The following is a 22,616-nucleotide window of genomic DNA, read 5'->3' on the forward strand; positions in this document are numbered from 1 at the left end:
GTCATGCTTCCTTGAAAATGAATGTCACGCCCTGCCCGGAGGCCGGCGGCACGCGGATCATATCGTCCGCGGTGTCGTGGATGATGTCGTTTTGGCGCAGAATATCGCCCGTATTGGCAAGGTCCACCGTTTCGAACACGATGCCGCGTCCGACAAGCCCGCGGCCCGTGGCAACCGGCGCAATGCCGTAACGGGAGGAAAGAGCCTCATGGGTGAAGATCGAAAGACCGGCGCCGGCGCCTTCGACGGTGACGCCATGGGGATGAATATCGATGTCGTGACAATTGCTGAGCTGCTGCAAAAGCGCTTCGAACTCCATCGGATTGTCTTCACCGATCAGCACGGTCGCAATGCCCGTGACACCGTTCTGATGCGCCAGCAAATCATCCGGCGGGCTGAGCGCGGCAAGTCGTTCACAGGTGAAAAAGAACAGGTCCGGCGCGCGCAAGTCCGCCGCAAAGGCCAGCCGGAAGCCCGCTTCGGCCTCGCTGCCGTCATCGCGCTGGAATTTACGCGTAAAGCTGAAGAGATCGCCCGCCGCGATACCGGCATCGGAGAAAGACGCGTGATCGGCCTCGGCATTTTCGCTTTTGAAGACGACGGCCGACAGCCCGTCCTCGCCGACGCGAAACCGGAAGGCACGATCCCTGGAGACAAATTCCGCGCCCTGGCGCACATGATTCTCGTATATCTGAAGGTCCGCGATCCCCAGCGGCTCGAGATATGTCGCATCAGTGAAATACACACAGGCGTTTTCCGTGCCGAAGGGATGACGGGCATCGGGGGCAACACTGAAACCGAGCGCACTCAGACGAAGCCGCGCCGTCGCAAGATCAACGACCGGCAGCACAAGATGATCAAGCGGACGCTGGATACGGTGCGAAAGAGACATGACGCTCCTCCTTTATCGGCGTCCTTGATGGCATGAAAGGCGGCAATCTTCAAGCGGCGTCTTGCCGCCGCCCGAAGACTTTGTCCAGCCCGCTTCCACCTACCAGATGTAGCGCAGTTTTGCCGAGGCGATCAGCGCCGAATATTCCGCGCCCCATTCGCCATAGGCGCCAAGAGACAGATCGGCCTGAGGCGTCAACTGGATCCGCGCACCGATATTGGCGGCAACGGCGCTGCCGGTCGGGGCATTGCTGGAGATCGAGAAGCCGTAGCCGGGAAGCGAGAGGAAGTGTGCGTTTGCGTCGCCTCCGCCGCCGTAGCGGTAGAGATAGGACAGGCGCGAATTGAAGGAAAGCCGGCCGACCCGGTCGCCTCCCGCCGTATCGAACCCGACACCGGCCTCGACGGTTCCGCGGAACAGGCTGGCATCGGAATAGGCAAGCGCCGAACTGCCGACACCGCTGGCGACCTCTTCCTTGTAGCCCGGAGCGCTGGTGTAAACCGCACTTGCCGCGGCGAAGGGAATGAAGGCTATGCCGTTATTGACGATGCGGCCGCCGGCCTCGATGCGACCGCCGAACGTGGTGGCCGAATAGCTGCCGCGCAGCTGATCGGTAGCATTGCCGAGGCTGACCGTTCTGCGCGTATCAATATCGTCGATGCCGACACCGACCGTGGCGACGCCGTAAAGCCCTTCCTTGGTCTGCCCGGCCGCCGTGATGGCGGCGTGCAGGGAATGATCATCGGCCCTGCCGTCCTGTTCGCTCTGATCGTAGCTGATGTCGCCACCGCCAAAGACGAAGCCGATCGATGTGGCATCATCGATCTGGGCGATATAGCCGCCTTCCACCGTATTGCCCTCGATGTCGGCGCCGGAATTGCCGGCGGCCGCGTCACCGTCAACACTGGCGGTCTCATTGTTATATTCGAGCCAGACGCTGTTGGCCGGCGTGAAGGGCGAATAGGGTGCGAATGGCGCAAAGGGCGCGGCGCGTCCGGCGCTTGCCCAGTCCCATTGCGGCTGCCGGCTGCGCGGGGTGCCGAGGTTCCAATAGGCCAGCGCGGCGGTTTCCTCTGCGGCAGGGAGGCTGTCTTCATCGTCGGGCGTCTTCTCGATCGGACGCCAACCGGCAAGAAAGCGGCTCGGATTGGATGAACGGCGCAGGAAATTCTGCATGCCGAGATTGGCCGTCATAGAGGCGTTGACGCCCAGTTCGCCGCCAAGCGTGGTCATCGCCGCTTCATAGGCGCCGCCCGACTGCAACATGCCCGCAGACAGCGTTCCGGTCAGTGCAGCGCCGTCATCGAAAGCCTTGACCAGCTGCGCGTTGACGCGCGCGCCGAGCGCAGAGAAGTTGAAATCGCCGCCAACATAGGCCAGCGACATGTTCAGGCTGTCGGCATCCTGCGTAATGGTGCCGCGGAATTGAGACGGCAGCGTTTCGTCAATCGAGGACTCCCAGCTACCGGTGATCTCACCGGCCTCAAGAAGGACGTATTGCTTCTTCAACTCTCCGCCATCGGCGAAATCGAGACCGATCCGGGTATCGTCAAAGGCAACCGTGCCCGTGACTGTTGCCGTTTCCTGAGCTGTCTGGATGACCGAAACATAGGTGGCGTCGCTCTCGAATGTCAGATCGCCGTCAACGGTGATTGCGCCCTCATCGTCGCCGTCAAGGAAAGTGCCGCCGGTGCGCACCGTTGTCGAGCCGATCGTGCCTGCGCCGCCAAAGGCAGCACCCGCCTTCACATCGGCCGTGGAACCGCGCAGTGCGCCGTCAACCAGAAGCGTTCCGTCCTCAGCCTCAAACGTTCCGGTAAAGTCGTCACCGTCGGCCGTCAGCCGCAGCGTGCCGGAACCGCGCTGCGCCACCGCCCCGGCACCTGAAAGCGTGCCCTTGAACGCAATCTCGTCCGAGCGGTCAAAGCCCAGAACGCCATCGCTGTCGATTTCGACATTGCCATTCAGCGTGCCGGTTGTGCCGCCATTGCCGACCTGGATTTCGGCGTCGGCGGCAATGTGCGTATCGCCTTCATTGGTATTGTCCGCGGTCAGGATTGTTGTACCGGCCAGCGCGTCAATATCAACCGTACCGCTGATTGCCCGGGTGAATTCATAATCCGTCGCCGTGTGATTGAAGACAATCAGCCCCTGGCCATCGCCGAACGACACGTCGTCCACGTCGAGCACACCCGGTGCCCGGGCGCCGTCATCGGGCACGCCGCCAATCACCAGCACACCCAGAGAACCCGAATTCGCAGCAAAATCGACCGTGTCCGCCGTCAGCGTGCCGCCGTCGCCGACCACCAGAAGACCCGCGCCGTTTTGGCCGACTGTCAGGTCGCCGTTGATATCCCAATTACTGTCGGTGCCATAAATCTGGACATCGCCGCTGGAACCAGCGGCAGAGCCGACAACGCTTTGGCTACTGGCGACGACGCCACCGTCGGAAAGCAAAAGCGAACCGGTTCCCGCCGCACCGACGGTTATCCCGCCATTCACCGTCCAGGATGAGCCGGCGCCACCGACGCCGACAACACCCACGCCTGTACCGGCTGTTCCGATCTCAGCCGTCCGGCTCGTGAGGGTTCCTCCGCCGAGAACTTCCAGCAGCCCTTCGCCACCGGAGCCGATCTCCATGCTCGATGTGTTGGTCCACGTCGCATCATTGTCGATTCCGACGATACCGATGCTGCCCGCATCCCGGCCGATGATACCGCCATTGGAATTCAGCGAACCGCCATTGTCGAGATAGAGCAGGCCTTCGCCGGCCGCGCCGACCGTCATCCCGTTGGTGAGAGACATGTTGCTGTCGGCATCCGTAATCAGGATGCCACCCTCGCCGTCGGCATTGGAACCGAGGACGGCCTGATCGGCCGTGACGGAACCACCATCGGAAACAGTCAAAACACCGTCGCCGTCCTGCCCGACCCTGAGCGCGGCGCTAAGCTGTAGTTTCGAGCCCGCGCCATCAACAGTGAGGCTGCCCTCACCGTTGGCAACATTGCCGATATAGGCGTTGCTACCGGTCATCGTCGCGCCTTCGAGAACGGAAAGCGTGCCCGAACCACCCGTACCGCCACCGTCTACATTCCCGCCGATGGAAATATCGTTGTAGACGTTCCAGAGCGAGTCGCTGCCCGATATGGTCGCCTCATTGTCGAGCGATGACACATTTTCACCAATGGTCAGCGAACCGCTGATCACATGTGCGCCACTCTGGGCGATCACCGTCCCGGTGCCGCTGCTGCCGATGGTCGTTGCGCCGTAGCCGTTCCATTCAGTGCCGGCGCCGGAAAGCAGGACAACGCCCTCGCCGCCGGAATTGCGTCCAAGAATTGTCTGATCCGATACGATCCGCGCACCGCTTGTAAGCTCGAGACGACCGCTGCCGCTGTTTCCGATGGAAAGTCCGTTTTCCCCGGTGCCGTAGGTTACCATTTCCGTGCCAGCGCCGGTGAGCCGCATCAGTCCCGTACTGCCGGCAGCATTGCCGAGAATCACGGAAGCCGTCTGCCCCGTTGCGCCGTCTGCCATATCAAGCTGTCCGGTGCCGGCATCGCCCACGATGATGGAATTATCCATCTGAATCTTGCCGCCGCTGCTCAGCGTCAGCAATCCATTGCCGCTTGCCGTTTCACCGATTCTGGTCCGCTCACCATTGATGGTGGCATCCGATGTTACCCGTCCCGACGCTGTATCGCCGATAATGAAGGTACTGATATATTCTGTTCCACGATCACTCGGCAGTATCGGCGCATTGGTCAGCGTGTTGATCGTGACATTGTCACCGGTTTTCGGCGTGTTCGTTGTCGGGTTGCCGTTTTCCAGCCAGTTATTGGCCGTATACCAGTCCGTCGATTCGGCCCCGGTCCATTCGAAGTCGGCAGCAAAACCGGGCGCCCCCCAGAGCAGGACCAGAGCGGAAGAACCCAGAAAAACGGTGCGAACCGCATTTTGCCGCACTTTTGAAACACGCATTACCCTACCCTGCTCCAGCACAAATTAATCGTCAATTTGGTAAACGGCTCCGCTTGCCGGCGATCGGAAAAACGGGCCCCGTCCGTTACTTTTCCCACTATGCACCGGGGTAAATTAAGAACTCCTTGAGAACGGACGATTTGCGGTCATGCTTAATATTTATGGTTAGCGAACGGTTAATGCGGGTGTGCGCGATGTTTTGCACGAACCCCAAGCTATGCCTTCATTTCCATTGCATCTTCGTCTAAGAAGCGTCACAAACCCCGATGGATCGGAAAACAGGGACCGCTCAAGAATGCTCGAGACAATGCGCAAAGGCGCCCAGACATGGGTCGCAAAAATCCTGATGATCCTGTTGATCATCTCGTTCGGCGTCTGGGGCGCTTCGAGCGCGCTGCTTTCCGGGAACTCGGACGTCGTTGTACAGGTCGGCGACAAGACCGTATCGACGAATGAATATCGCCTCGCCTACCAGCGTCAGCTCGACAGTGTGAGCAACCAGTTCGGCCGGCGGCTGAGCGGCGAGGAAGCCCGGATGCTCGGCGTTGACCAGCAGGTCTATGCCCGGCTCGTGGCCGGCGCGGCCCTCGACCAGCTTGCCGACAACATGAACCTCGGCCTTTCCGAAGACCGGCTTGCCAAGCTGATCGCCGAGGACCCGGCCTTTCAAAACAGTGACGGACGGTTCGACCGCCAGCGCTTCAGCGCGCTTTTGCGCAATGTCGGCATGAACGAGGATGATTATGTGGCAGAGCGCAGCAAGCTTGCGGTGCGCGCGCAGATCGTCGATGGCCTTGCCGATGGCTTTGCCGCTCCGGAGACCCTGGTCGACGCGATCCGCGAATATCGCGGCCAGAGCCGCGTGATCGATTATGTCGTGCTCAACAACGCTTTCATCGACCCGGTCAAATCGCCGGGCGACGAGGTGCTGGAGCCTTGGTTCGAGCAGCGCCAGGCAGCCTACCGCGCCCCCGAATACCGCGCGATTTCCTATGTCGCCCTGCGCCCGTCCGATATCGCCGATCCCGCAGCAGTTTCCGACGATGCGGTGCGTGCGGATTACGAAGCCCGCATCAACACCTACACCACCCCGGAACAACGGCAGATCCAGCAGCTGACCTTCACCGATCAGGCTGCCGCCGAACAGGCAGCACAAGCCCTTGCCGACGGCACCAAGACCTTCGATCAGCTTGTCACCGAGCTGGGCCGGACCACCGGCGACGTGACGCTCGGCGTCTACGAAAAGGGCCAGTTCCCCGATCAGTCCATCGATGAAGCCGCCTTCGCCATCCCCGAAGAAGGCGGCACCAGCGGCGTTGTCCAGGGCAATTTCGGACCGGTTATCCTGCGGGTCGCCGAAATTACCCCGGAAAGCACGACGCCGTTCGATGACGTCAAGGATCAGATTCGCACCGAACTTGCCGAACAACAGGCGGCCGACGATATCCTCAATGTCGAAAACCAGTACGAGGACCAGCGTGCCGGCGGGGCCAGCATGGCCGAAGCCGCTGAAAGCCTCGGCCTGCAGGCTGTCACCATCGATGCAGTCGATGCCAACGGCCGCGATACCGACGGCAATCCGATCGAGGACATTCCGCTTGGCACCGAACTCGTCTCGGCCGCCTTCGACAGCGATACCGGCATTGAAAACCTGCCGCTCAATCTCAATGACGGCGGTCTGATCTGGTATGAGGTCGAGTCGATCACGCCGTCGCGCGACCGCACGTTTGACGAGGTCCGCAGCCAGGTCGAGGCCGACTGGGCGGCAGAACAGCAGCGCGATGCGCTGGCTGCCAAAGCCGACGAACTGAAACAGCGCATTGAAAACGGCGAAAGCCTTCAGCAGGTTGCTGATGACCTTGCCATCGATGTCGAGCGCAGCCCCTCGATCACGAGGACGTCGCAGGTTGCCGAGCTGGGACCGGAAGTCATCGCAGCAGCCTTCAGCGGCCCGCTTGGCACGGTAGCGACAGCACCGCGCGACAGCGGCACACAGCAGGTGGTTCTCACGGTGGCCACCGTCGTCAACCCGACCGACACGCTCGAGACCAGCGGCGACAATCAGGTCATCACGGCCATTGCGTCGTCTGCCGGAGACGATATCCTCGACGAAATGATCAACAAGCTGCAGAGCGAATACGGCGTCTCGATCAACCAGACGCTCGCCCAGCAGGCCATCAACCTGCAGTAAGCGAGAGCGAAACCATGTCCGAACTCAAACCGTTCATCGCCCGGGTCGCCGACCGCCAGTCGCTGACAGCAGCGGAATCGCGGCAGGCCTTCGAAATCCTGATGTCGGGCGAGGCAACGCCCGCGCAGATCGGCGGCTTCCTGATGGCGCTGAGGGTCAAGGGGGAGACGGTTGATGAGATCGTCGGCGCAGTCGAGACGATGCGCGCCAAGATGCTGACGGTTTCCGCCCCTGCCGGCGCGATCGATATCGTGGGAACCGGCGGCGATGGCACCGGCACATACAATATCTCGACCCTTGCGGCGATCGTTACGGCCGGCGCCGGCGTCACGGTTGCAAAACACGGCAACCGTGCGCTCAGCTCACGGTCGGGCACGGCCGACAGCCTGTCGGAACTCGGCGTCGAACTCGATACCGGACCGGAAGTGATCGAGGCCTGCCTGCAGGAAGCCGGCATCGGTTTCATGTTCGCCCAGAAACATCATGCGGCCATGCGCCATGTCGGCCCGTCGCGGGTCGAACTCGGCACCAGGACGATCTTCAATATTCTCGGACCGCTTTCAAATCCGGCGGGCGTCAAAAGCCAGTTGCTCGGTGTGTTTTCGCCGCAATGGCTGGTGCCGCTGGCAGAGGTTCTGCGCGATCTCGGTTCGCAGTCGGTATGGGTCGTTCACGGTCAGGGGCTAGACGAGATCACCACGACCGGCGAAACCCAGGTGGTCGAACTGGCTGACGGCAAGATCCGCGAATTCACGCTGTCCCCGAAGGATTTCGGTGTCGATCAGGTCGAACTCGAGGCCCTGCGCGGCGGTGACGGCAAGGTCAATGCTGCAGCCCTGCGTCAGGTGCTTTCGGGCGCGCGCAATGCCTATCGCGACGTATCGCTCTGCAACGCCGCCGCCGCCTTGATGATCGCCGGCAAGGGGGAAACACTTGCCGACGCGATGACAATCGCTGCACAATCGCTTGACAGCGGCAACGCAGCGCTGGCGCTCGAAAGGCTCGTTGCCGTTTCCAATCAGAAAAGCGGAAGCTGAGAAACCGGCCATGACCGACATCCTGAAAAAGATCGAAACCTACAAGCGCCAGGAAATCGCCGCGGCGAAGTCGAGCGTGTCGCTCGAAGAGCTGAAGGCCCGGGCGCGCGATCAGGAAAAGCCGCGCGGCTTTCTCGCGGCACTGCGCCGCAAACAAGATGAAGGCCGGTTCGGCCTGATCGCGGAGATCAAGAAGGCCAGCCCTTCCAAAGGACTGATACGTCCAGATTTCGATCCGCCGGCCTTTGCCAGGGCCTATGAGGAGGGTGGTGCGGCCTGCCTTTCGGTGCTGACCGATACGCCGAGCTTTCAGGGCGCACCGGACTATCTTGCCGCCGCACGCAATGCCTGCGCACTGCCCGCCCTGCGCAAGGATTTCATGTTCGAGCCCTATCAGATCCACGAAGCACGCGCCTGGGGCGCCGACTGCATCCTGATCATCATGGCAAGCCTTTCCGATGACGAGGCTCGCCTTCTGGAAGACACCGCTTTCGAACTCGGCATGGACGCACTGCTGGAAGTGCACAATGAAGAGGAATGCGAACGCGCGCTGAAACTGTCATCGAAGATGCTCGGCATCAATAACCGCAATCTCAGAACTTTCGACGTTTCACTTGAAACCAGCGAACGTCTCGCAAGCATGGTGCCGGATGACCGGCTGATTGTCGGTGAAAGCGGCATTTTCGTTCATGACGACTGCCTGCGGCTGCAAAAAAGCGGCATTTCGACCTTCCTCGTTGGCGAAAGCCTGATGCGCAAGGACGATATTGCCGGCGCCACCCGCGCGCTTTTGACCGGGGCAAGCGCGGAAGAACCGGCACAATGAGCGACCGGCCGGCAAAGCTCACCCATATTGCAGCCGATGGTGCGGCCCATATGGTCGATGTTGGCGGCAAGGACGAGACGCTGCGCACCGCGACAGCGGAGGGCTACGTCCGCATGAAATCCGAAACGCTGGCGCTGATCGAAAGCGGCAATGCGAAGAAGGGCGACGTGGTCGCCACCGCCCGGCTTGCCGGCATCATGGGCGCCAAGCAGACAGCCAGCCTCATCCCGCTCTGCCATCCCCTGATGCTCACCAAAATCGCAGTCGAGATCACCCCTGACGCCACCCTGCCCGGACTGCGCGTTACGGCAACCACGCGTCTGACCGGAAAAACCGGTGTGGAAATGGAAGCACTCACGGCCGTTTCTGTCGCCTGCCTGACGATCTACGACATGGCGAAGGCCGCCGACCGTGAAATGGAAATCGGCGCAATCCGTCTCGTGGAAAAATCCGGCGGCGTGAGCGGCGATTTCAGGCGATCAGCGGAGTAGACCGCCATGGCAAACACCCTTCTGCCGGTCGAAGACGCGCTTGCAATCCTGCTCGCGAATGCCCATCCGGTCTCCGGAACCGAAATGCTGGCCCTGCCTGATGCCGATGGCCGCATTCTGGCCGAAGACATTCTCGCCCGTATAACCCAGCCGCCCTTCAGCGCATCCGCAATGGATGGCTATGCCGTGCGCGCCGAAGATGTGGAAACGGCCAGCGCCACGCTCTCCGTCATCGGCACGGTTGCCGCCGGGCAAACGCCGGAGCAGGACGTTACCCCCGGAACGGCGATACGCATTTTCACCGGCGCGCCCGTGCCACCCGGCGCCGACTGCGTGGTGATACAGGAAAATACTGAAAAACGGGGCGAGCACAGCATCCTGATAACCGAAGCTGCGGCGAAGGGTGCGCATATCCGTCCCGCCGGACAGGATTTTCGCGACGGCCAGTCGCTTCTGGCAAGCGGCCGGTTGCTTGATGCGCGCAGCCTGTCGCTGGCCGCTGCCGCCGGCCACGGCGCGCTTCCGGTCTACCGACAGCCAAGGATTGCCGTGCTTGCAACAGGCGATGAACTTGTGCCGCCGGGACAAAAGCCGGGCCCGGGCCAGATCTCGGCATCGTCCGGGGTTGCGCTGCATTCGCTTGCTCGCACGAACGGCGCACAAACGCTTGACCTCGGCATTGCCCGCGACGATGCGGCAGATCTACGGGCAGCCGTCGACCGCGCGCGTGACTGGAAAGCGGATGTGCTGATGACCATAGGTGGCGCCTCCGTCGGCGACCGCGATCTGGTCGGGCCGACATTGCAGTCCATCGGCATGTCGCTCGATTTCTGGAAGATCGCGATGCGGCCGGGAAAACCGCTGATGGTTGGCAATCTCGGTGACATGAAGGTGCTGGGCCTGCCGGGCAATCCGGTATCCGCTTTTGTCTGCACACTGGTCTTTGCCGAACCGCTAATCCGAAAGCTTGCGAATTTGACGCCGCGCAACCGTCTGCGTCAGGCCGTTGCCGCCGGCCCGATCGGGCCGAACGGCCCCCGCCGCCACTATATGCGCGGCCGTTTTACCGACCGTGCCAACGGGCTGGTGGAGCCCTGCGAAAGCCAGGATTCGTCATTGATCGCAACGCTTGCCGATGCCGACTGCCTGATTGTTCGCCCTCCGGGTGACGAAGCAATCAAGGCCGGAAATCCGCTGTGCGTGATGATGCTTATCCACGACGCAGACTAATCCCCTCGCCAGGTGCAGGCCGACAGAATTGTACCCACTTGTGTTGAAAGCGATCTAGCCGTGCTCGCTCTGCTGGCCAGCCGCCTGCAGAAATGCGTGCATTTTCATCTGCACGGTCTCTTCGTCGATATCGACACCGGCTTCGGCAAAGTCGCGCATCAGTTTTTTCAGCACATCGCCATGACCGGCATGGGTGAAATCGGCGGCGATGACCTCACTGGCATAGACTTCCAGATCCTCGCGCCCCAGAAGCCCGGCGGCCCAGGCGGCCAGCATGCGGTTTCGCCGCGCGATCACACGGAAACGCGCGGCCTCCTGCTGTACAAAGGCGGCCTCGAAGGCACGCTCACGATCGTTGAAAACCGAACCTGCCATATCCACCTCCATCATCTTTGCCCGGCTGTGAGGCCCGGCAGCCGAATGTCTCCGTTTTAAAGATGGCGGCAAAAATGACATTTGAAAAGAAGCAGGATTAAATATTTTGAATAATATCGTTTAAAAACAGAGAGGAATCGGGGATTGTTTATTCAAACGCAACGTAAAAACGCAATTGCCTTGAAAAACGCCCGGTTTTGATTGAGAAAGCCGCACGACTTCGCTATTCCAGCGGAAGAGATAAAAATATCGCGCGCCCGACAAACCGGACGCGCCAACTTCGCGAGCTGAAAATGAATCGTCGCCGCCGGGTTTACGAAGGCAAGGGCAAAATCCTCTATGAAGGCCCCGAGCCCGGAACGCTGATCCAGTTCTTCAAGGACGATGCCGGGACAGAACCCGGCATTGCCGGTGAAGTCATTGATGGCAAGGGCGTCCTCAACAACCGCATTTCCGAATATGTCTTCAGCCACCTGAACGCGATCGGCATTCCCACGCATTTCATCCGCCGCCTCAACATGCGCGAACAGCTCGTGCGCGAGGTGGAAATGATCCCGCTTGCCGTGACTGTGCGCAATATTGCCGCCGGTTCATTGTCGCGCAGGCTCGGCATCGAGGAAGGCGTCCCCCTTCCCCGTTCGATCGTCGAATTCTCGCTGAAATCCGACGAGCTGGACAATCCGCTGGTAACCGAGGAGCATATTACCGCCTTCGGCTGGGCATCGCCGCCCGAACTGGACGACATGACCACGCTGGCCATCCGTATCAATGATTTCCTCTCCGGTCTTTTTGTCGGAGCAGGCATGCAGCTTGTCGATTTTCGGATTGAGTGCGGCCGCTTTTTTGAAGGCGATATGATGCGCATCATTCTGGCCGGGGAGATTTCGCCGGATTCCTGTCGCGTTCTTGACCTTCGCACCCACCAGCGTCTGGACCGCGAGACAGACGCCAGCGGAACCGTCATCAGCGCCCATTCGGAGATTGCGCGCCGGCTGGGCATCATGAATGAGAACGAACCGGCACGCGCTGCCGGCCCGGTACTTGTCAAATAGCAGATTGGGGATTGAACCAGTGATCAATGCACGTGTCATCGTTACCTTGAAAAACGGCGTTCTCGATCCGCAGGGAAAGGCCATTGAAGGCGCCCTGCACGGTCTGGGCTTTGACGGGGTTTCCGCCGCACGCCAGGGCAAGGTTTTCGATCTTGCGATCGATACCGACGACCGCGCCAAGGCAGAGGCCGATGTCGCGGCCATGTGCGAAAAGCTTCTGGCCAACATGGTGATCGAAAACTACGCGATCGAACTGAGCCAGGCCTGAGGGCAGGAAGAGAGCGCATTTCATGAAAACCGCACTGATCCAGCTTCCCGGCCTCAACCGCGACCGCGACATGTTCGCCGCCATCGGCACGATTTCCGGTCATGCCCCGATCACCGTCTGGCAGACCGAGACGGAGCTGCCCGATGTCGACCTGATCGTCATCCCGGGCGGCTTTTCCTATGGCGATTATCTGCGTTGCGGCGCTATTGCGGCGCGCATGCCGGTCATGCAGGCCGTTGCCGAAAAGGCCCGTGCGGGCGTGCGGGTCATCGGTGTGTGCAATGGCTTCCAGATCCTGCTCGAGGCAGGCCTGTTGCCGGGCGCGCTGATGCGCAATGCCTCGCTCAAATTCGTCTGCCGCGAAGTTCGCCTTCAGGTTGCCAACAACCGTACGGCCTTCACCTCCGCCTATGCGGAAAATGAAGTGATCCGTTGCCCGGTGGCCCATCACGACGGCAATTATTTCGCCGAAGCCGACGAACTTGCCAGGCTGGAAGACAACGGCCAGGTGGTGTTCCGCTATGCCGAAGGCACCAACCCCAACGGGTCGATCAACGATATTGCCGGTGTGGTCAGCACGCAGGGCAATGTTCTGGGCATGATGCCGCACCCCGAAAACCTGATCGAACCGGCCCATGGCGGCACGGATGGCCGACGGTTGTTCGAATCCGCGCTCGGCATCCTTGCCACAGCCTAGGCATTTTTCGAGGTTTGTGCCGCCTTCCTTAATGAGCTTTCGCTTGACCTTGACCGCGGAATCGGCAGAAATGCAGACATGATCCGGTGCGTCTCGATGGACCGTCCGGGGGTCGTTTACCATTGGGAAGACGCATGACTGTGAAATTGTCTCTAAAACATACAGCCGTATTGGCATTTCTGGCTGTCGGTACCGGTAGCGCTTTTTCGGCCGATGCCGATATGACCCTGGCACCCGCTCCGGTTGTCAAAGACAGCATTTTCGATGAGGCCCGTTTCGAAGTTGCGGCGTCGCTTGGCGCCAGTTCCGATTTCGAAAAGGGCGTTTTTCTGATTCCCAGCCTGTTCTTCGACCCGCTGCACAGCAAGGGCCGTGAGGGCTTCGACAAGTTCCTCCATCCCCGCTTCTTCCTGAGCGCGAGCATTTCAACGGCGGACGAATCGTCGCAGCTGATGGCAGGCGCCAGCTGGAAATTCCCGGTCGCCGGCCCGACCTTTGTCGACATCGGCTTCGGCGGCGCGCTGACGAATGCGAGCAAGGATGAATTCGGCGGCCGCGGCCCCGGCGTCGGCTCCCACCTCCTGTTCCACGAATACATCGCCTTCGGCGTCAATCTCGAAAACAACTGGAACGTCACGGCCACTGTGCGGCACTCGTCCAACGCCAATCTTGCCAGCCCCAACAGCGGCCTGACCTATGGCGGCCTCGGCATCGGCAAGAGCTTCTGATCGGCCTGCGCGTTTCACCCGTCTCCCGACTGATGCAATTTTTTGCGTCAGGCTGAAGCTGTATGTTCGGCTGTTTCTTCAACGACTGTCACTTCCGGTGCGGTCTACAAGCTCGTCACCCTAGCATTGGTGCCGACGGCCAAACCTAGGCGTCCGGAAAAGGGTGATCATCACAAAAAAAGCACCGGGCAACGCCCGGCCTTCAGTTTACTAACAAACCTATCCTTTTTACGGACGTCATCCTCGGGCTTGACCCGAGGATCTAACCACCGCTCAGCGCAAGCGGCGTTGATGTTCCGTAATAGATTGCTTTAAATTGATTTTTTCCGATACGCTTGTCGCGTTCATGCGTGCTTAGACCCTCGGGTCAAGCCCGAGGGTGACGAAGGAGAGCGGGGCGAGCTTTGTCAACAGTCTGAACGCCGGGCAAAGCCCGGCGTTTTTGCGTTCTGGTCTGAATGGCCCGCCGATCAGGTATCGGCGGAGGATTTTTTGGATTTGGAGCCACCCTTCTTGGCGGGCTTGTCCTTCGGTGCATCCTTTTTCAGCTCCGACGGTTTGACCGGTGTCGAATCCGGGATTGCATCCAGAAGCAGCTCTTCCTTGCCATCCTTGTCGGTCTTCACATCGACACGCACGACGCCGCCCTTCTTGAGTTTGCCGAACAGGATTTCGTTCGCCAGCGGCTTCTTGATGTGCTCCTGGATGACGCGCGAGAGCGGACGGGCGCCCATCTTCTCGTCATAGCCACGCTCGGCCAGCCACTCGACCGCCTTCTCCTCCAGATCGAACGTGACATTGCGTTCCGAAAGCTGGCTTTCGAGCTGCATGACGAATTTCTGGACAACCTGATGGATGACCTCGGTCGGCAGAGGTGCAAACTGGATGATCGCATCGAGACGGTTGCGGAATTCCGGCGTGAAGATGCGGTTGAGCGCCTCTTCATCATCACCGGTACGCCGCGAAGACCCGAAGCCGATTGCCGATTTCGACATTTCGGCAGCGCCCGCATTGGTCGTCATGATCAGGATGACGTTGCGGAAATCGATCTTCTTGCCGTTGTGATCGGTCAGCGAGCCATGGTCCATCACCTGCAACAGAATGTTGTAGATATCCGGATGCGCCTTTTCGATTTCGTCCAGCAGCACCACGCAATGGGGATGCTGATCGACGCCATCGGTCAGAAGGCCGCCCTGATCGAAACCGACATAGCCGGGCGGTGCGCCCAGAAGCCGGGAGACCGTGTGACGCTCCATATATTCCGACATGTCGAAGCGCAGCAGTTCGACGCCGAGCGAGGAGGCAAGCTGCTTCGACACCTCGGTCTTGCCGACGCCCGTGGGGCCGGAGAAGATGTAGGAGCCGATCGGCTTGTTGGGCTCGCGCAGCCCCGCACGGGCCAGCTTGATCGCCGTCGCAAGGGCATCGATCGCCTTGTCCTGACCGTAGACCACCGAGCGCAGTTCCTGCTCGAGATTGGCAAGCACCTGCTCGTCATCCTTGGAAACCGATTTCGGCGGAATACGGGCCATGGTGGCAACCGTCGCCTCGATCTCCTTTTCGGTGATCATCTTGCGGCGGCGCGACGCCGGAACCAGCATTTGCGCTGCACCGCTTTCGTCGATCACATCGATCGCCTTGTCCGGCAGCTTGCGGTCGGAGATATAGCGCGCCGACAGCTCCACCGCCGCCTTGATGGCGTCGTTGGTGTAGCGCAGGTTGTGATATTCCTCGAAATAGGGTTTCAGCCCCTTCATGATCTCGATGGCATCGTCCACGGAGGGCTCGTTGACATCGATCTTCTGGAACCGGCGCACCAGGGCCCGGTCCTTTTCGAAGAACTGGCGGTATTCCTTGTAGGTGGTCGACCCGATGCAGCGGATCGCGCCCGAAGACAGCGCCGGTTTCAGCAGGTTCGAGGCATCCATGGCACCACCGGAGGTGGCGCCCGCGCCGATCACGGTATGGATCTCGTCGATGAAGAGCACAGCGCCCTCATATTCCTCGAGCTCCTTGACCACCTGTTTCAGGCGTTCCTCGAAATCGCCGCGGTAGCGGGTGCCGGCCAGCAGCGTGCCCATGTCGAGCGAGAAGATCGTCGCATCGACCAGTGCTTCGGGCACCTTGCCGTCGACGATCCGCTTGGCGAGGCCTTCGGCAATCGCCGTCTTGCCGACGCCGGGATCGCCCACGTAAAGCGGGTTGTTCTTGGAACGGCGGCACAGAACCTGAATGGTCCGGTTGACCTCGGAATCGCGACCGATCAGCGGGTCGATCTTGCCGCTCAGCGCCTTTTCATTGAGGTTGACGCAGTAGGCCTTCAGGGCGTCGGGCTGCTTGCGCCCGCCGTCTTCGGTCTGCTGTGCTCCGCTTTCGGAATCCTCGTTTTCGGCATTTGCACCGCGCGGCGGACGCATTTCCGAACTTCCGGGCCGCTTGCCGATGCCGTGCGAGATATAGTTGACGGCATCGTAGCGGGTCATCTCCTGCTGCTGCAGGAAATAGGCCGCATGGCTTTCGCGCTCGGCAAAGATGGCGACAAGCACATTGGCGCCCGTCACTTCTTCACGACCGGAAGACTGGACATGGATCACCGCACGCTGGATCACGCGCTGAAAGCCGGATGTCGGCTTGGAATCCTCGTCATAGCCGGTGACCAGATTGGCCAGTTCGGTATCGACATATTCGGTTACGGTCTTGCGCAGGGCATCAAGGTCGACGCTGCAGGCACCCATGACAGCGGCAGCATCACCATCATCGATCAGCGCCAGGAGCAGATGCTCCAGCGTTGCATATTCGTGGTGCCGGTCATTTGCATAGGTCAGAGCCTGATGCAGCGCCTTTTCAAGACTGGGAGAGAATGTTGGCACGATCAGATCCTCACTTCTTTTCCATGACACATTGCAATGGGTGTTGGTGCTGACGCGCAAAATCCATGACCTGGCTGACCTTGGTCTCAGCCACCTCATAGGTGAAAACCCCGCACTCGCCGACGCCGTTATTGTGGACGTTGAGCATGATGCGGGTCGCCGCCTCGCGATCCTTCTGGAAGAAACGCTCCAGAATATGGATTACAAACTCCATTGGTGTGTAGTCATCATTCAACAGGAGAACCCGGTATAGGCTGGGTTTCTTCGTCTTGGGCTTGGTGCGCGCGATCACCGCCGTTCCGCGGTTCGGATTGCCCCCGTTCTTGGAAGGGTCGTTCTGCATCCGGATCGACATCGCGATCATTCTTTCTAACTCCGTCTGTCCTTCAGATTTCAGCCGCGTACACCAGGCTATCGTTGACGCTCATATCTGTATGTACCGAGTCCGTTTCAAGCTCCCTGAGACTGATCCGATCTTAATGCCGTTCTTCCGGGCTTGTCATTAAGAAAAATATCGCGCTTTCGGCGGAACCGCACCGCACCGTCCATCCCGCTCATCCAGAGGCCGCTGCACCGGCTCCCCGACACCAATTCCAAAGCGAACATTTACGAACAAAAATCTCGTCTCAACCCGCGCCCCAATGCTGCGATGGCAACACGAAACGTTTCGCGTGGCCACACGTATCGTTTCGTGTTGCCAATGGCATTGGCACCCTGCGGGCACGACAGACACAAAACGGCAGCGACGGAAAAGCCGCTACCGCTTTATTCTCTGCCCGAGATTTATGGGGAGACACTCAGTTGCAGTAACTCTTGCCGGATGAGCGCTGCTTCAAATCAAAGTGAAAATGATCACCGTGCTTGGGATAGCCGGGGCCAAGCACCGTATTGAAATAATCACATCCGCTGGCGCGAACGGATTTCAAAAGCCCCTTCTCCCGGAAAGCAAACAGGCCCTTGCGGGAAATATCGATTTTCTTGCCGGTATTGAGCGTAAAGCCGCCGACATCGATGGCATTGCCCTTCGAATGCTCGGACATGGTCCGCGAATTGGTGCCGTTGTTCACACGCCGGCAGGAATATCCGCCCATGGTCTGGATCGACTTGAGGCCTGTCAGATAGCGCACGCGTGCGGCAGGCGCCACATCGTTCTGAACCCATTGGGCGAAGGCGAGCGCGGTATCGCAGTTTACAGTGACATTCGGCGAAACAGCGATATCACCAGGCAGTCTCCGCAATTTGACCGGATACTCGATCCCGCACTGGCTGCCATTGGCAATCGCCTCGACCTCAGTGAAGGTCACGCCCATCCGGTTCAGTTCGCTGCGGCACTGCCGCTCTGCAAGCGGCATCAGGCCGGGTATCCGGTTCTGCTTCGGCGCAGACATGCCCCCCTGCCCCGTTGCACCGGGCTGAACATGGGGCAGCAAGGAAGCCGTCTTGATCGGGTCGATGCCCGGATCCGGCGTATCGGCCACTTGCCGTTCGGCGGTCCGGGCTTCCTGCGCCGCAATGGCGGTGACGTCCTTGCTGTCTTCCGCGCTGCTAAAGCCTAGATAGCTGTCAATCGGCACGCCTGCAGACGTTTCCGTTTCGGCAATCAGCTGCTCGATGGTCGGCGGCGGCGGTTCGTCTGCGGCAAGCCGGGACGCATCCGGCTGCGGTGTCTTTGATGAATCTGCAGCCGGTTGTGTTCTGGCCACTTCGCTGCGGGTGACGACCTGCGAATTCTTGTCGCTGGTATCGACCGAAAACGAGGTCATCAGGCCACCGATCGAGCAGCCGGCCAGTGCCAGGGAAATTGCCGTACAGGAAACCGCGTGCCGCAGATAAGAAAATGACACCATACCGTCCATCGCGCCAAGGTTGAAACCTGGCGGCGAGTAAAACAGACATATGTAAACAAATGCTTTGCCTCGGGCACGATCTGGAAATCATGCCCTTGCGCCGTTTAGAAGCCGGGATAATCTGAAACTCTGTCGCAGAAGGAAAGAATCGATGAGCGAGATACCCAGCGGAGAATTGACCCTCAGAACGGTGGCCATGCCTGCCAATGCCAATCCGGCCGGCGACATTTTCGGCGGATGGGTGATGTCGCAGATGGACCTGGCCGCCTTCGTCGCAGCTTCCGAACATGCGGGAATGCGCACGGTAACCGCTGCCGTTCATTCGATGACATTCGAAAAGCCGGTGAAGATCGGCGATACGCTGTGTGTTTATACCGCGTTTTCCCGCATTGGCCGCACCTCGATGACGATCGATGTCCAGGCCTGGGTTCACCGCCACGACCGGCCGCGACGCGAAAAGGTCACCGAGGCGGAGTTCATCATGGTGGCCATGGATGAAAACGGAAAACCATCGCCCGTCCCCGCGACGCGTTCATCCACCGCCAGCGAAGCGGCTGGTTGATCATGAGCGACCAGACTGCCGTTCCCCAGCGTCCACCGCGCCTGTTCCTGCGCCGGCTTGCCGCACTCATCATCGATTTTCTGGCCTACGGCATTCTCGCCACCTTTGTGGTCGGCGCTCTGACAATGGTGGTCCCACAACTCAAGGACGGTGTTGCCAGTTCGTTTTTCTATACGCGGACCTGCACGCCGGCAGATCGCGATGCCATGCCGGTCTTCGCGGCGATCGAACGGGACTGGCCGAAATCCGATGCCAACGATACTACAGTTAGCGCCCGCCTGTGCACCATCGACAGCTTTTTCCTGCCGCAAAAGCGTCTGGCGGTGGTGTCTGAAAGTCGTGAAGGCGAAGAAGACGGCGCAACCTTCACCCGTTCCGTTTCAATCCAGCTCGACGAAAATGACGATCCTGTCTTCCCCTCGCCGTTTATCGAGAGAAGCGTATCCTCGCTCCAGCTCATCGCCTTTCCACTGGCTCTGGCACTGGCTACGATCTTTCTCGGCTGGACGCCCGGCAAGCGGCTCATGTCGCTCCATGTCACGCCCGATGCACTGGCCAAGGTTCCACCGCCGCTTCCTCCCGGCAAGACAGTCCTGCGTGAATACCTCAAATTCTGGCCGCTGATCGCCAATAACCTGATCCAGTTTGCCATTGCCCTGGGGACCCCGAAAGCATCTTCCGTTGCCGAAGCAGTCGCGTGGCTCGAAACCGCAGGCACCGATCAGCGCGCCATCGTCGATATCCTGGTGCTCAATGCGGCGACCCTGCTGGTGCTGTTCGTCTGGTGGGTCTGGCCGTTTGCGCTGTGGCGCGGCCGCATGCTCTATGACGGCTTCGTGCGCGCCTATGTCGTGCTCAGGAACTGAGGCCATTGCGTTGAATGGCTCCGATCCGGTTTTCCGTTTTCTGAAAAGCGTGTTTACGTTTCAGGCCCGCACAAACACGGATGACGGCGAGAAATCGAGCCCCGGGAAGACACTGTTTGTCAGGGCTGCAGCGCCCAGTCCGAACTGCCGGTAAAGCAGGGCGGCCGCCACTTCGCGGATATCGCCGGTCGGCATCAGGTCGCGGTTTTCGTAGAGATCACCATCGCCGATGCCGGGCCAGTTGCCCATGACCCTGCCGCCGGGGAAAGCACCTCCGGCGATGACGGCGCAGCCGCCGGTGCCGTGGTCGGTTCCGCCTGTGCCGTTCTGCCGGGCGGTACGGCCGAATTCCGTCATCGCAAGAACCACCGTCTTGCGCCATGCCGCGGGTCCCATTTCGTTTTTCAGCGTCAGGATCGCCGATGAAAGACTACCGGCGGACCGCCTGAAGAGATCAGGCTGACCGGCATGCGTATCCCAGCCATTGATGGAGAAGGCGGCAACGCGATAATTTTCTTTCAGGAAACCACCGGCAAGCTTCGCCAGCCCTTCCGTGGAGGCGCCGAGTTTTTCGCCGCCGAAAATCGCGTCCGCGCTCATGTCGGCGCTGCGCGCCTGCTGAAAGGCGCGGGCGAAGTCTTCGTCCTGCCCGTAAAGCGACTCGAAAAACATGATGTCGTCGGCGGAAATCGGCACATTGGCCTTTGGTGACCACATTTCCGCATCGTTTTCGCCCTGCAGGATGAGGTCGGAATCCGATGCCACGTCGATGGCCCTCAAACGCCCCTGCCCCGAAAGCCCGATGGCCCGGTTAAGCCATCCGTCCTTTCCGGCGCGGCCGCTTCCGCCGGTCTCGAGTATATCCTGCCCATCGAAATGGCTGCGGGCATTGCGATAGGGCGTGGAAACCGCATGAACGAAGCTCAGCTCGCCGCTTTGCCAGAGCGGATAGAGATCGCCGGCGGCGGGATGCAGCCCGAAGCGACCGTCGAGATCGAGAAGCCCGCGATCCGGCGTCAGCGCAAGTTCCGGTCGCAGCGTCGCATAGGCCGGATCACCATAGGGCTGAACCAGATCGAGACCGTCCATCGCCCCGCGCAGGATGATGGCGACGAAACGGTTATCGCCATTGCCTTCGGCCAGCGCAAAGCTGGTCATCAGCGGCATCGCCGCAAGCGAGCAGGCCCCGCCAAGCAGGAACCGCCGCGTGGGATTGAACACAATCGACATGATGCAACTCCTAACGAAGGTTGAATTCCGGCGATGCCAGAACAAGCGTCATGGCAGCCGTCCGGTTGGGCGCCCGTTTCACCAGCGTTCCGGTGTTTTCGCTCAGCAATGGCCCAAGCGCTCGATTGGCGAAATCGACCGGCTCCTGGTCTTTCCGGAACTTGTTGATCAGGTTTCGCGATACGACAATGCGGCCCGCCAACTGGTTGCCGTTGACCCAGCTTGCGCGGTTGCTTTCAAAGCCTTCCGGACTTGGCGGGTCCCACACCGGCTGCCCCAGCGTCTTCAGCAGGTAGTTGACGGTTCCACCGAGCTTTTCGTCACTGACAATCGTCTCGCCATCGACATTCAGGGCGCGCAGGCAGGAGACGACGTAGTCGAAAGGCAGCTTGATGTTTCGCGGCGGCATGGTGAAGGCGGCGGGATCGGCCAGCATGGTCTCATAGACAGCCGAAAGATTGCCGCCTGTGCGGCGCCAGGTCTGCTCCATTGCGGAAACCAGTTCCGGCGAAGGATCCTCGGAGAAGAAATAGGTCGCGAGTTTTCGGCTGATATACCGCGCTGTTTCCGGCCGAACGGAAAGATCGTCGAGGAACCTATTGATGTCCGCGATATCGCTCCGGTCCTGCCCGTAAACCTTGCCAAGGACCGAAAACGTGCCCGGCTCGGCGCGTTTGCCATCGAAGATCGTCTCCGCGCCCGGACGGTCGATCGTCAGCCCCGTCATCAACAGGGAAGCCTGCCGCACATCGGTCTGCGTGTAGCCGGAGCCGGCCCCGAGCGTGTGCAGCTCCAGAAGCTCGCGGCCATGATTTTCGTTGAGACCGCGCTTGCCGGCCCGGGCCGAGTGCGGACCGACGGAAAGCCACTGGTCAAGATAGAAGATCATCGCGGGATGCAGGGTTGCCGCTTTCAGAAGCGTGCTGAAATCGGCCGCCAGATTGGAGCGTATCGCCTCCACCTCAAAGAGCGGCGTAAACTGGCGCATATCCTCGTTCTTGCGAAACGAGACCGAGAAATGGTCGGTCCAGAAGAAGGCAAGCCGTTCCTGAAACCCGTTCGGCGAAGCGACGGACTGGGCGATCCGCGCAATCGCGTCGCTGCGGAACCGTCGTTCGTTCTCCTGACGGACGGTTTTAAGCGCCGCGCGCAAATCGTCGCCTTCGAGATCCTTGCGCATGTCCCGTCGCTTCATGAATGTCGCGATTGCGCGCTGGCGGAGCTCCCCTGTCCCCTCAGGCGGGAACAGCAGCGCCTCGTCTTTCGCCGAGCGCAGTTGCTGCAAGACCCCTTCCGGGCCAGCGGGCGCGTCTTCGCCTGGACGAAGTCCATAGCCAAAACGCACCGCCGAGATAGCGGATTGTCTGGATGTCATCGTGTTTCACTGTATTGCGCGGTGGTCTATGCGGGACGCGGTCATCGGGCACATGAAAACAGACTTTCCACCAACCCGTCCTGCAGTTCGTATTAGAA

General features: G+C 60.3%; 18 protein-coding genes and 1 pseudogene. 11 read left to right on the top strand and 8 right to left on the bottom strand.

Features of this window, described 5'->3' with window-relative positions; genetic code table 11:
* Position 1 precedes the first annotated feature (1 nt).
* Both ACHZCU_RS18775 and ACHZCU_RS18780 read right to left on the bottom strand, forming a co-directional pair.
* Positions 2-892 (bottom strand): VOC family protein, encoded by an 891-nt coding sequence (locus ACHZCU_RS18775; protein ID WP_319520060.1) that lies wholly within the window; start codon positions 890-892, stop codon positions 2-4.
* A 99-nt stretch (positions 893-991) separates the two neighbouring features.
* Entirely contained in the window at positions 992-4,873 is a 3,882-nt protein-coding gene (locus ACHZCU_RS18780; RefSeq protein WP_319520061.1) for an autotransporter domain-containing protein, read from the bottom strand.
* A gap of 295 nt (positions 4,874-5,168) precedes the next feature.
* Between ACHZCU_RS18780 and ACHZCU_RS18785 the strand changes: the two genes are divergently transcribed.
* Genes ACHZCU_RS18785 through glp form a run of 5 tightly spaced genes read left to right on the top strand, consistent with a single transcriptional unit; the run spans position 5,169 to position 10,648 of the window.
* Complete coding sequence (locus ACHZCU_RS18785) at positions 5,169-7,064, top strand: SurA N-terminal domain-containing protein (RefSeq protein WP_319520062.1); 1,896 nt, start codon at positions 5,169-5,171, stop codon at positions 7,062-7,064.
* Positions 7,065-7,078: 14 nt separating this feature from the next.
* Positions 7,079-8,101: an anthranilate phosphoribosyltransferase gene (gene trpD, locus ACHZCU_RS18790; RefSeq protein ID WP_319520063.1), complete on the top strand. Its 1,023-nt coding sequence runs from the start codon at positions 7,079-7,081 to the stop codon at positions 8,099-8,101.
* A 10-nt stretch (positions 8,102-8,111) separates the two neighbouring features.
* Positions 8,112-8,927 (top strand): indole-3-glycerol phosphate synthase TrpC, encoded by an 816-nt coding sequence (gene trpC / locus ACHZCU_RS18795; RefSeq protein ID WP_319520064.1) that lies wholly within the window; start codon positions 8,112-8,114, stop codon positions 8,925-8,927.
* Positions 8,924-9,418: a cyclic pyranopterin monophosphate synthase MoaC gene (moaC, locus tag ACHZCU_RS18800; protein ID WP_319520065.1), complete on the top strand. Its 495-nt coding sequence runs from the start codon at positions 8,924-8,926 to the stop codon at positions 9,416-9,418. The genes trpC and moaC overlap by 4 nt, the downstream gene beginning before the upstream one ends.
* A 6-nt stretch (positions 9,419-9,424) precedes the next feature.
* Positions 9,425-10,648: a gephyrin-like molybdotransferase Glp gene (glp, locus tag ACHZCU_RS18805; protein WP_319520066.1), complete on the top strand. Its 1,224-nt coding sequence runs from the start codon at positions 9,425-9,427 to the stop codon at positions 10,646-10,648.
* A gap of 54 nt (positions 10,649-10,702) precedes the next feature.
* Here the strand turns inward: glp and ACHZCU_RS18810 are convergent, their stop codons facing one another.
* Positions 10,703-11,023: a DUF1476 domain-containing protein gene (locus ACHZCU_RS18810; protein ID WP_319520067.1), complete on the bottom strand. Its 321-nt coding sequence runs from the start codon at positions 11,021-11,023 to the stop codon at positions 10,703-10,705.
* Positions 11,024-11,316: 293 nt separating this feature from the next.
* Here ACHZCU_RS18810 and ACHZCU_RS18815 point away from each other — a divergent pair.
* From ACHZCU_RS18815 to ACHZCU_RS18830, 4 genes and pseudogenes are all read left to right on the top strand, one after another.
* Positions 11,317-11,935: pseudogene (locus ACHZCU_RS18815) on the top strand (phosphoribosylaminoimidazolesuccinocarboxamide synthase); the annotation flags it as partial.
* Positions 11,936-12,094: 159 nt separating this feature from the next.
* Positions 12,095-12,343 (top strand): phosphoribosylformylglycinamidine synthase subunit PurS, encoded by a 249-nt coding sequence (gene purS / locus ACHZCU_RS18820; protein ID WP_319520068.1) that lies wholly within the window; start codon positions 12,095-12,097, stop codon positions 12,341-12,343.
* 22 nt (positions 12,344-12,365) lie between these two features.
* Positions 12,366-13,040 carry a phosphoribosylformylglycinamidine synthase subunit PurQ gene (gene purQ, locus ACHZCU_RS18825; RefSeq protein ID WP_319520069.1) on the top strand — a complete coding sequence of 225 codons (675 nt, stop codon included), beginning with the start codon at positions 12,366-12,368 and terminating at the stop codon, positions 13,038-13,040.
* Positions 13,041-13,261: 221 nt separating this feature from the next.
* Positions 13,262-13,768, top strand: a complete 507-nt coding sequence (locus ACHZCU_RS18830) for an acyloxyacyl hydrolase (RefSeq protein ID WP_319520070.1) — start codon at positions 13,262-13,264, stop codon at positions 13,766-13,768.
* 470 nt (positions 13,769-14,238) lie between these two features.
* Here ACHZCU_RS18830 and clpA read toward each other — a convergent pair whose 3' ends face one another.
* From clpA to ACHZCU_RS18845, 3 genes are all read right to left on the bottom strand, one after another.
* Entirely contained in the window at positions 14,239-16,638 is a 2,400-nt protein-coding gene (gene clpA / locus ACHZCU_RS18835) for an ATP-dependent Clp protease ATP-binding subunit ClpA (RefSeq protein ID WP_319520071.1), read from the bottom strand.
* Between the two features lie 10 nt (positions 16,639-16,648).
* Positions 16,649-17,002: an ATP-dependent Clp protease adapter ClpS gene (gene clpS, locus ACHZCU_RS18840; RefSeq protein WP_024707881.1), complete on the bottom strand. Its 354-nt coding sequence runs from the start codon at positions 17,000-17,002 to the stop codon at positions 16,649-16,651.
* Between the two features lie 433 nt (positions 17,003-17,435).
* Entirely contained in the window at positions 17,436-18,482 is a 1,047-nt protein-coding gene (locus tag ACHZCU_RS18845; protein WP_319520072.1) for an extensin family protein, read from the bottom strand.
* Between the two features lie 154 nt (positions 18,483-18,636).
* Between ACHZCU_RS18845 and ACHZCU_RS18850 the strand changes: the two genes are divergently transcribed.
* Together ACHZCU_RS18850 and ACHZCU_RS18855 are read left to right on the top strand one after the other, a co-directional pair.
* Positions 18,637-19,047, top strand: coding sequence for an acyl-CoA thioesterase (locus tag ACHZCU_RS18850; protein WP_106305461.1), 411 nt, complete (start codon positions 18,637-18,639; stop codon positions 19,045-19,047).
* Positions 19,048-19,049: 2 nt separating this feature from the next.
* Positions 19,050-19,913: an RDD family protein gene (locus ACHZCU_RS18855; protein WP_319520073.1), complete on the top strand. Its 864-nt coding sequence runs from the start codon at positions 19,050-19,052 to the stop codon at positions 19,911-19,913.
* Positions 19,914-19,973: 60 nt separating this feature from the next.
* Here ACHZCU_RS18855 and ACHZCU_RS18860 read toward each other — a convergent pair whose 3' ends face one another.
* Both ACHZCU_RS18860 and ACHZCU_RS18865 read right to left on the bottom strand, forming a co-directional pair.
* Positions 19,974-21,143, bottom strand: a complete 1,170-nt coding sequence (locus ACHZCU_RS18860; RefSeq protein WP_319520074.1) for a DUF1501 domain-containing protein — start codon at positions 21,141-21,143, stop codon at positions 19,974-19,976.
* A gap of 10 nt (positions 21,144-21,153) precedes the next feature.
* Positions 21,154-22,518 (bottom strand): DUF1800 domain-containing protein, encoded by a 1,365-nt coding sequence (locus ACHZCU_RS18865; protein WP_319520075.1) that lies wholly within the window; start codon positions 22,516-22,518, stop codon positions 21,154-21,156.
* Between the last annotated feature and the right edge of the window lie 98 nt (positions 22,519-22,616).

It is taken from the genome of uncultured Martelella sp. (assembly GCF_963677965.2).
Taxonomy (GTDB): Bacteria; Pseudomonadota; Alphaproteobacteria; order Rhizobiales; family Rhizobiaceae; genus Martelella; species Martelella mangrovi.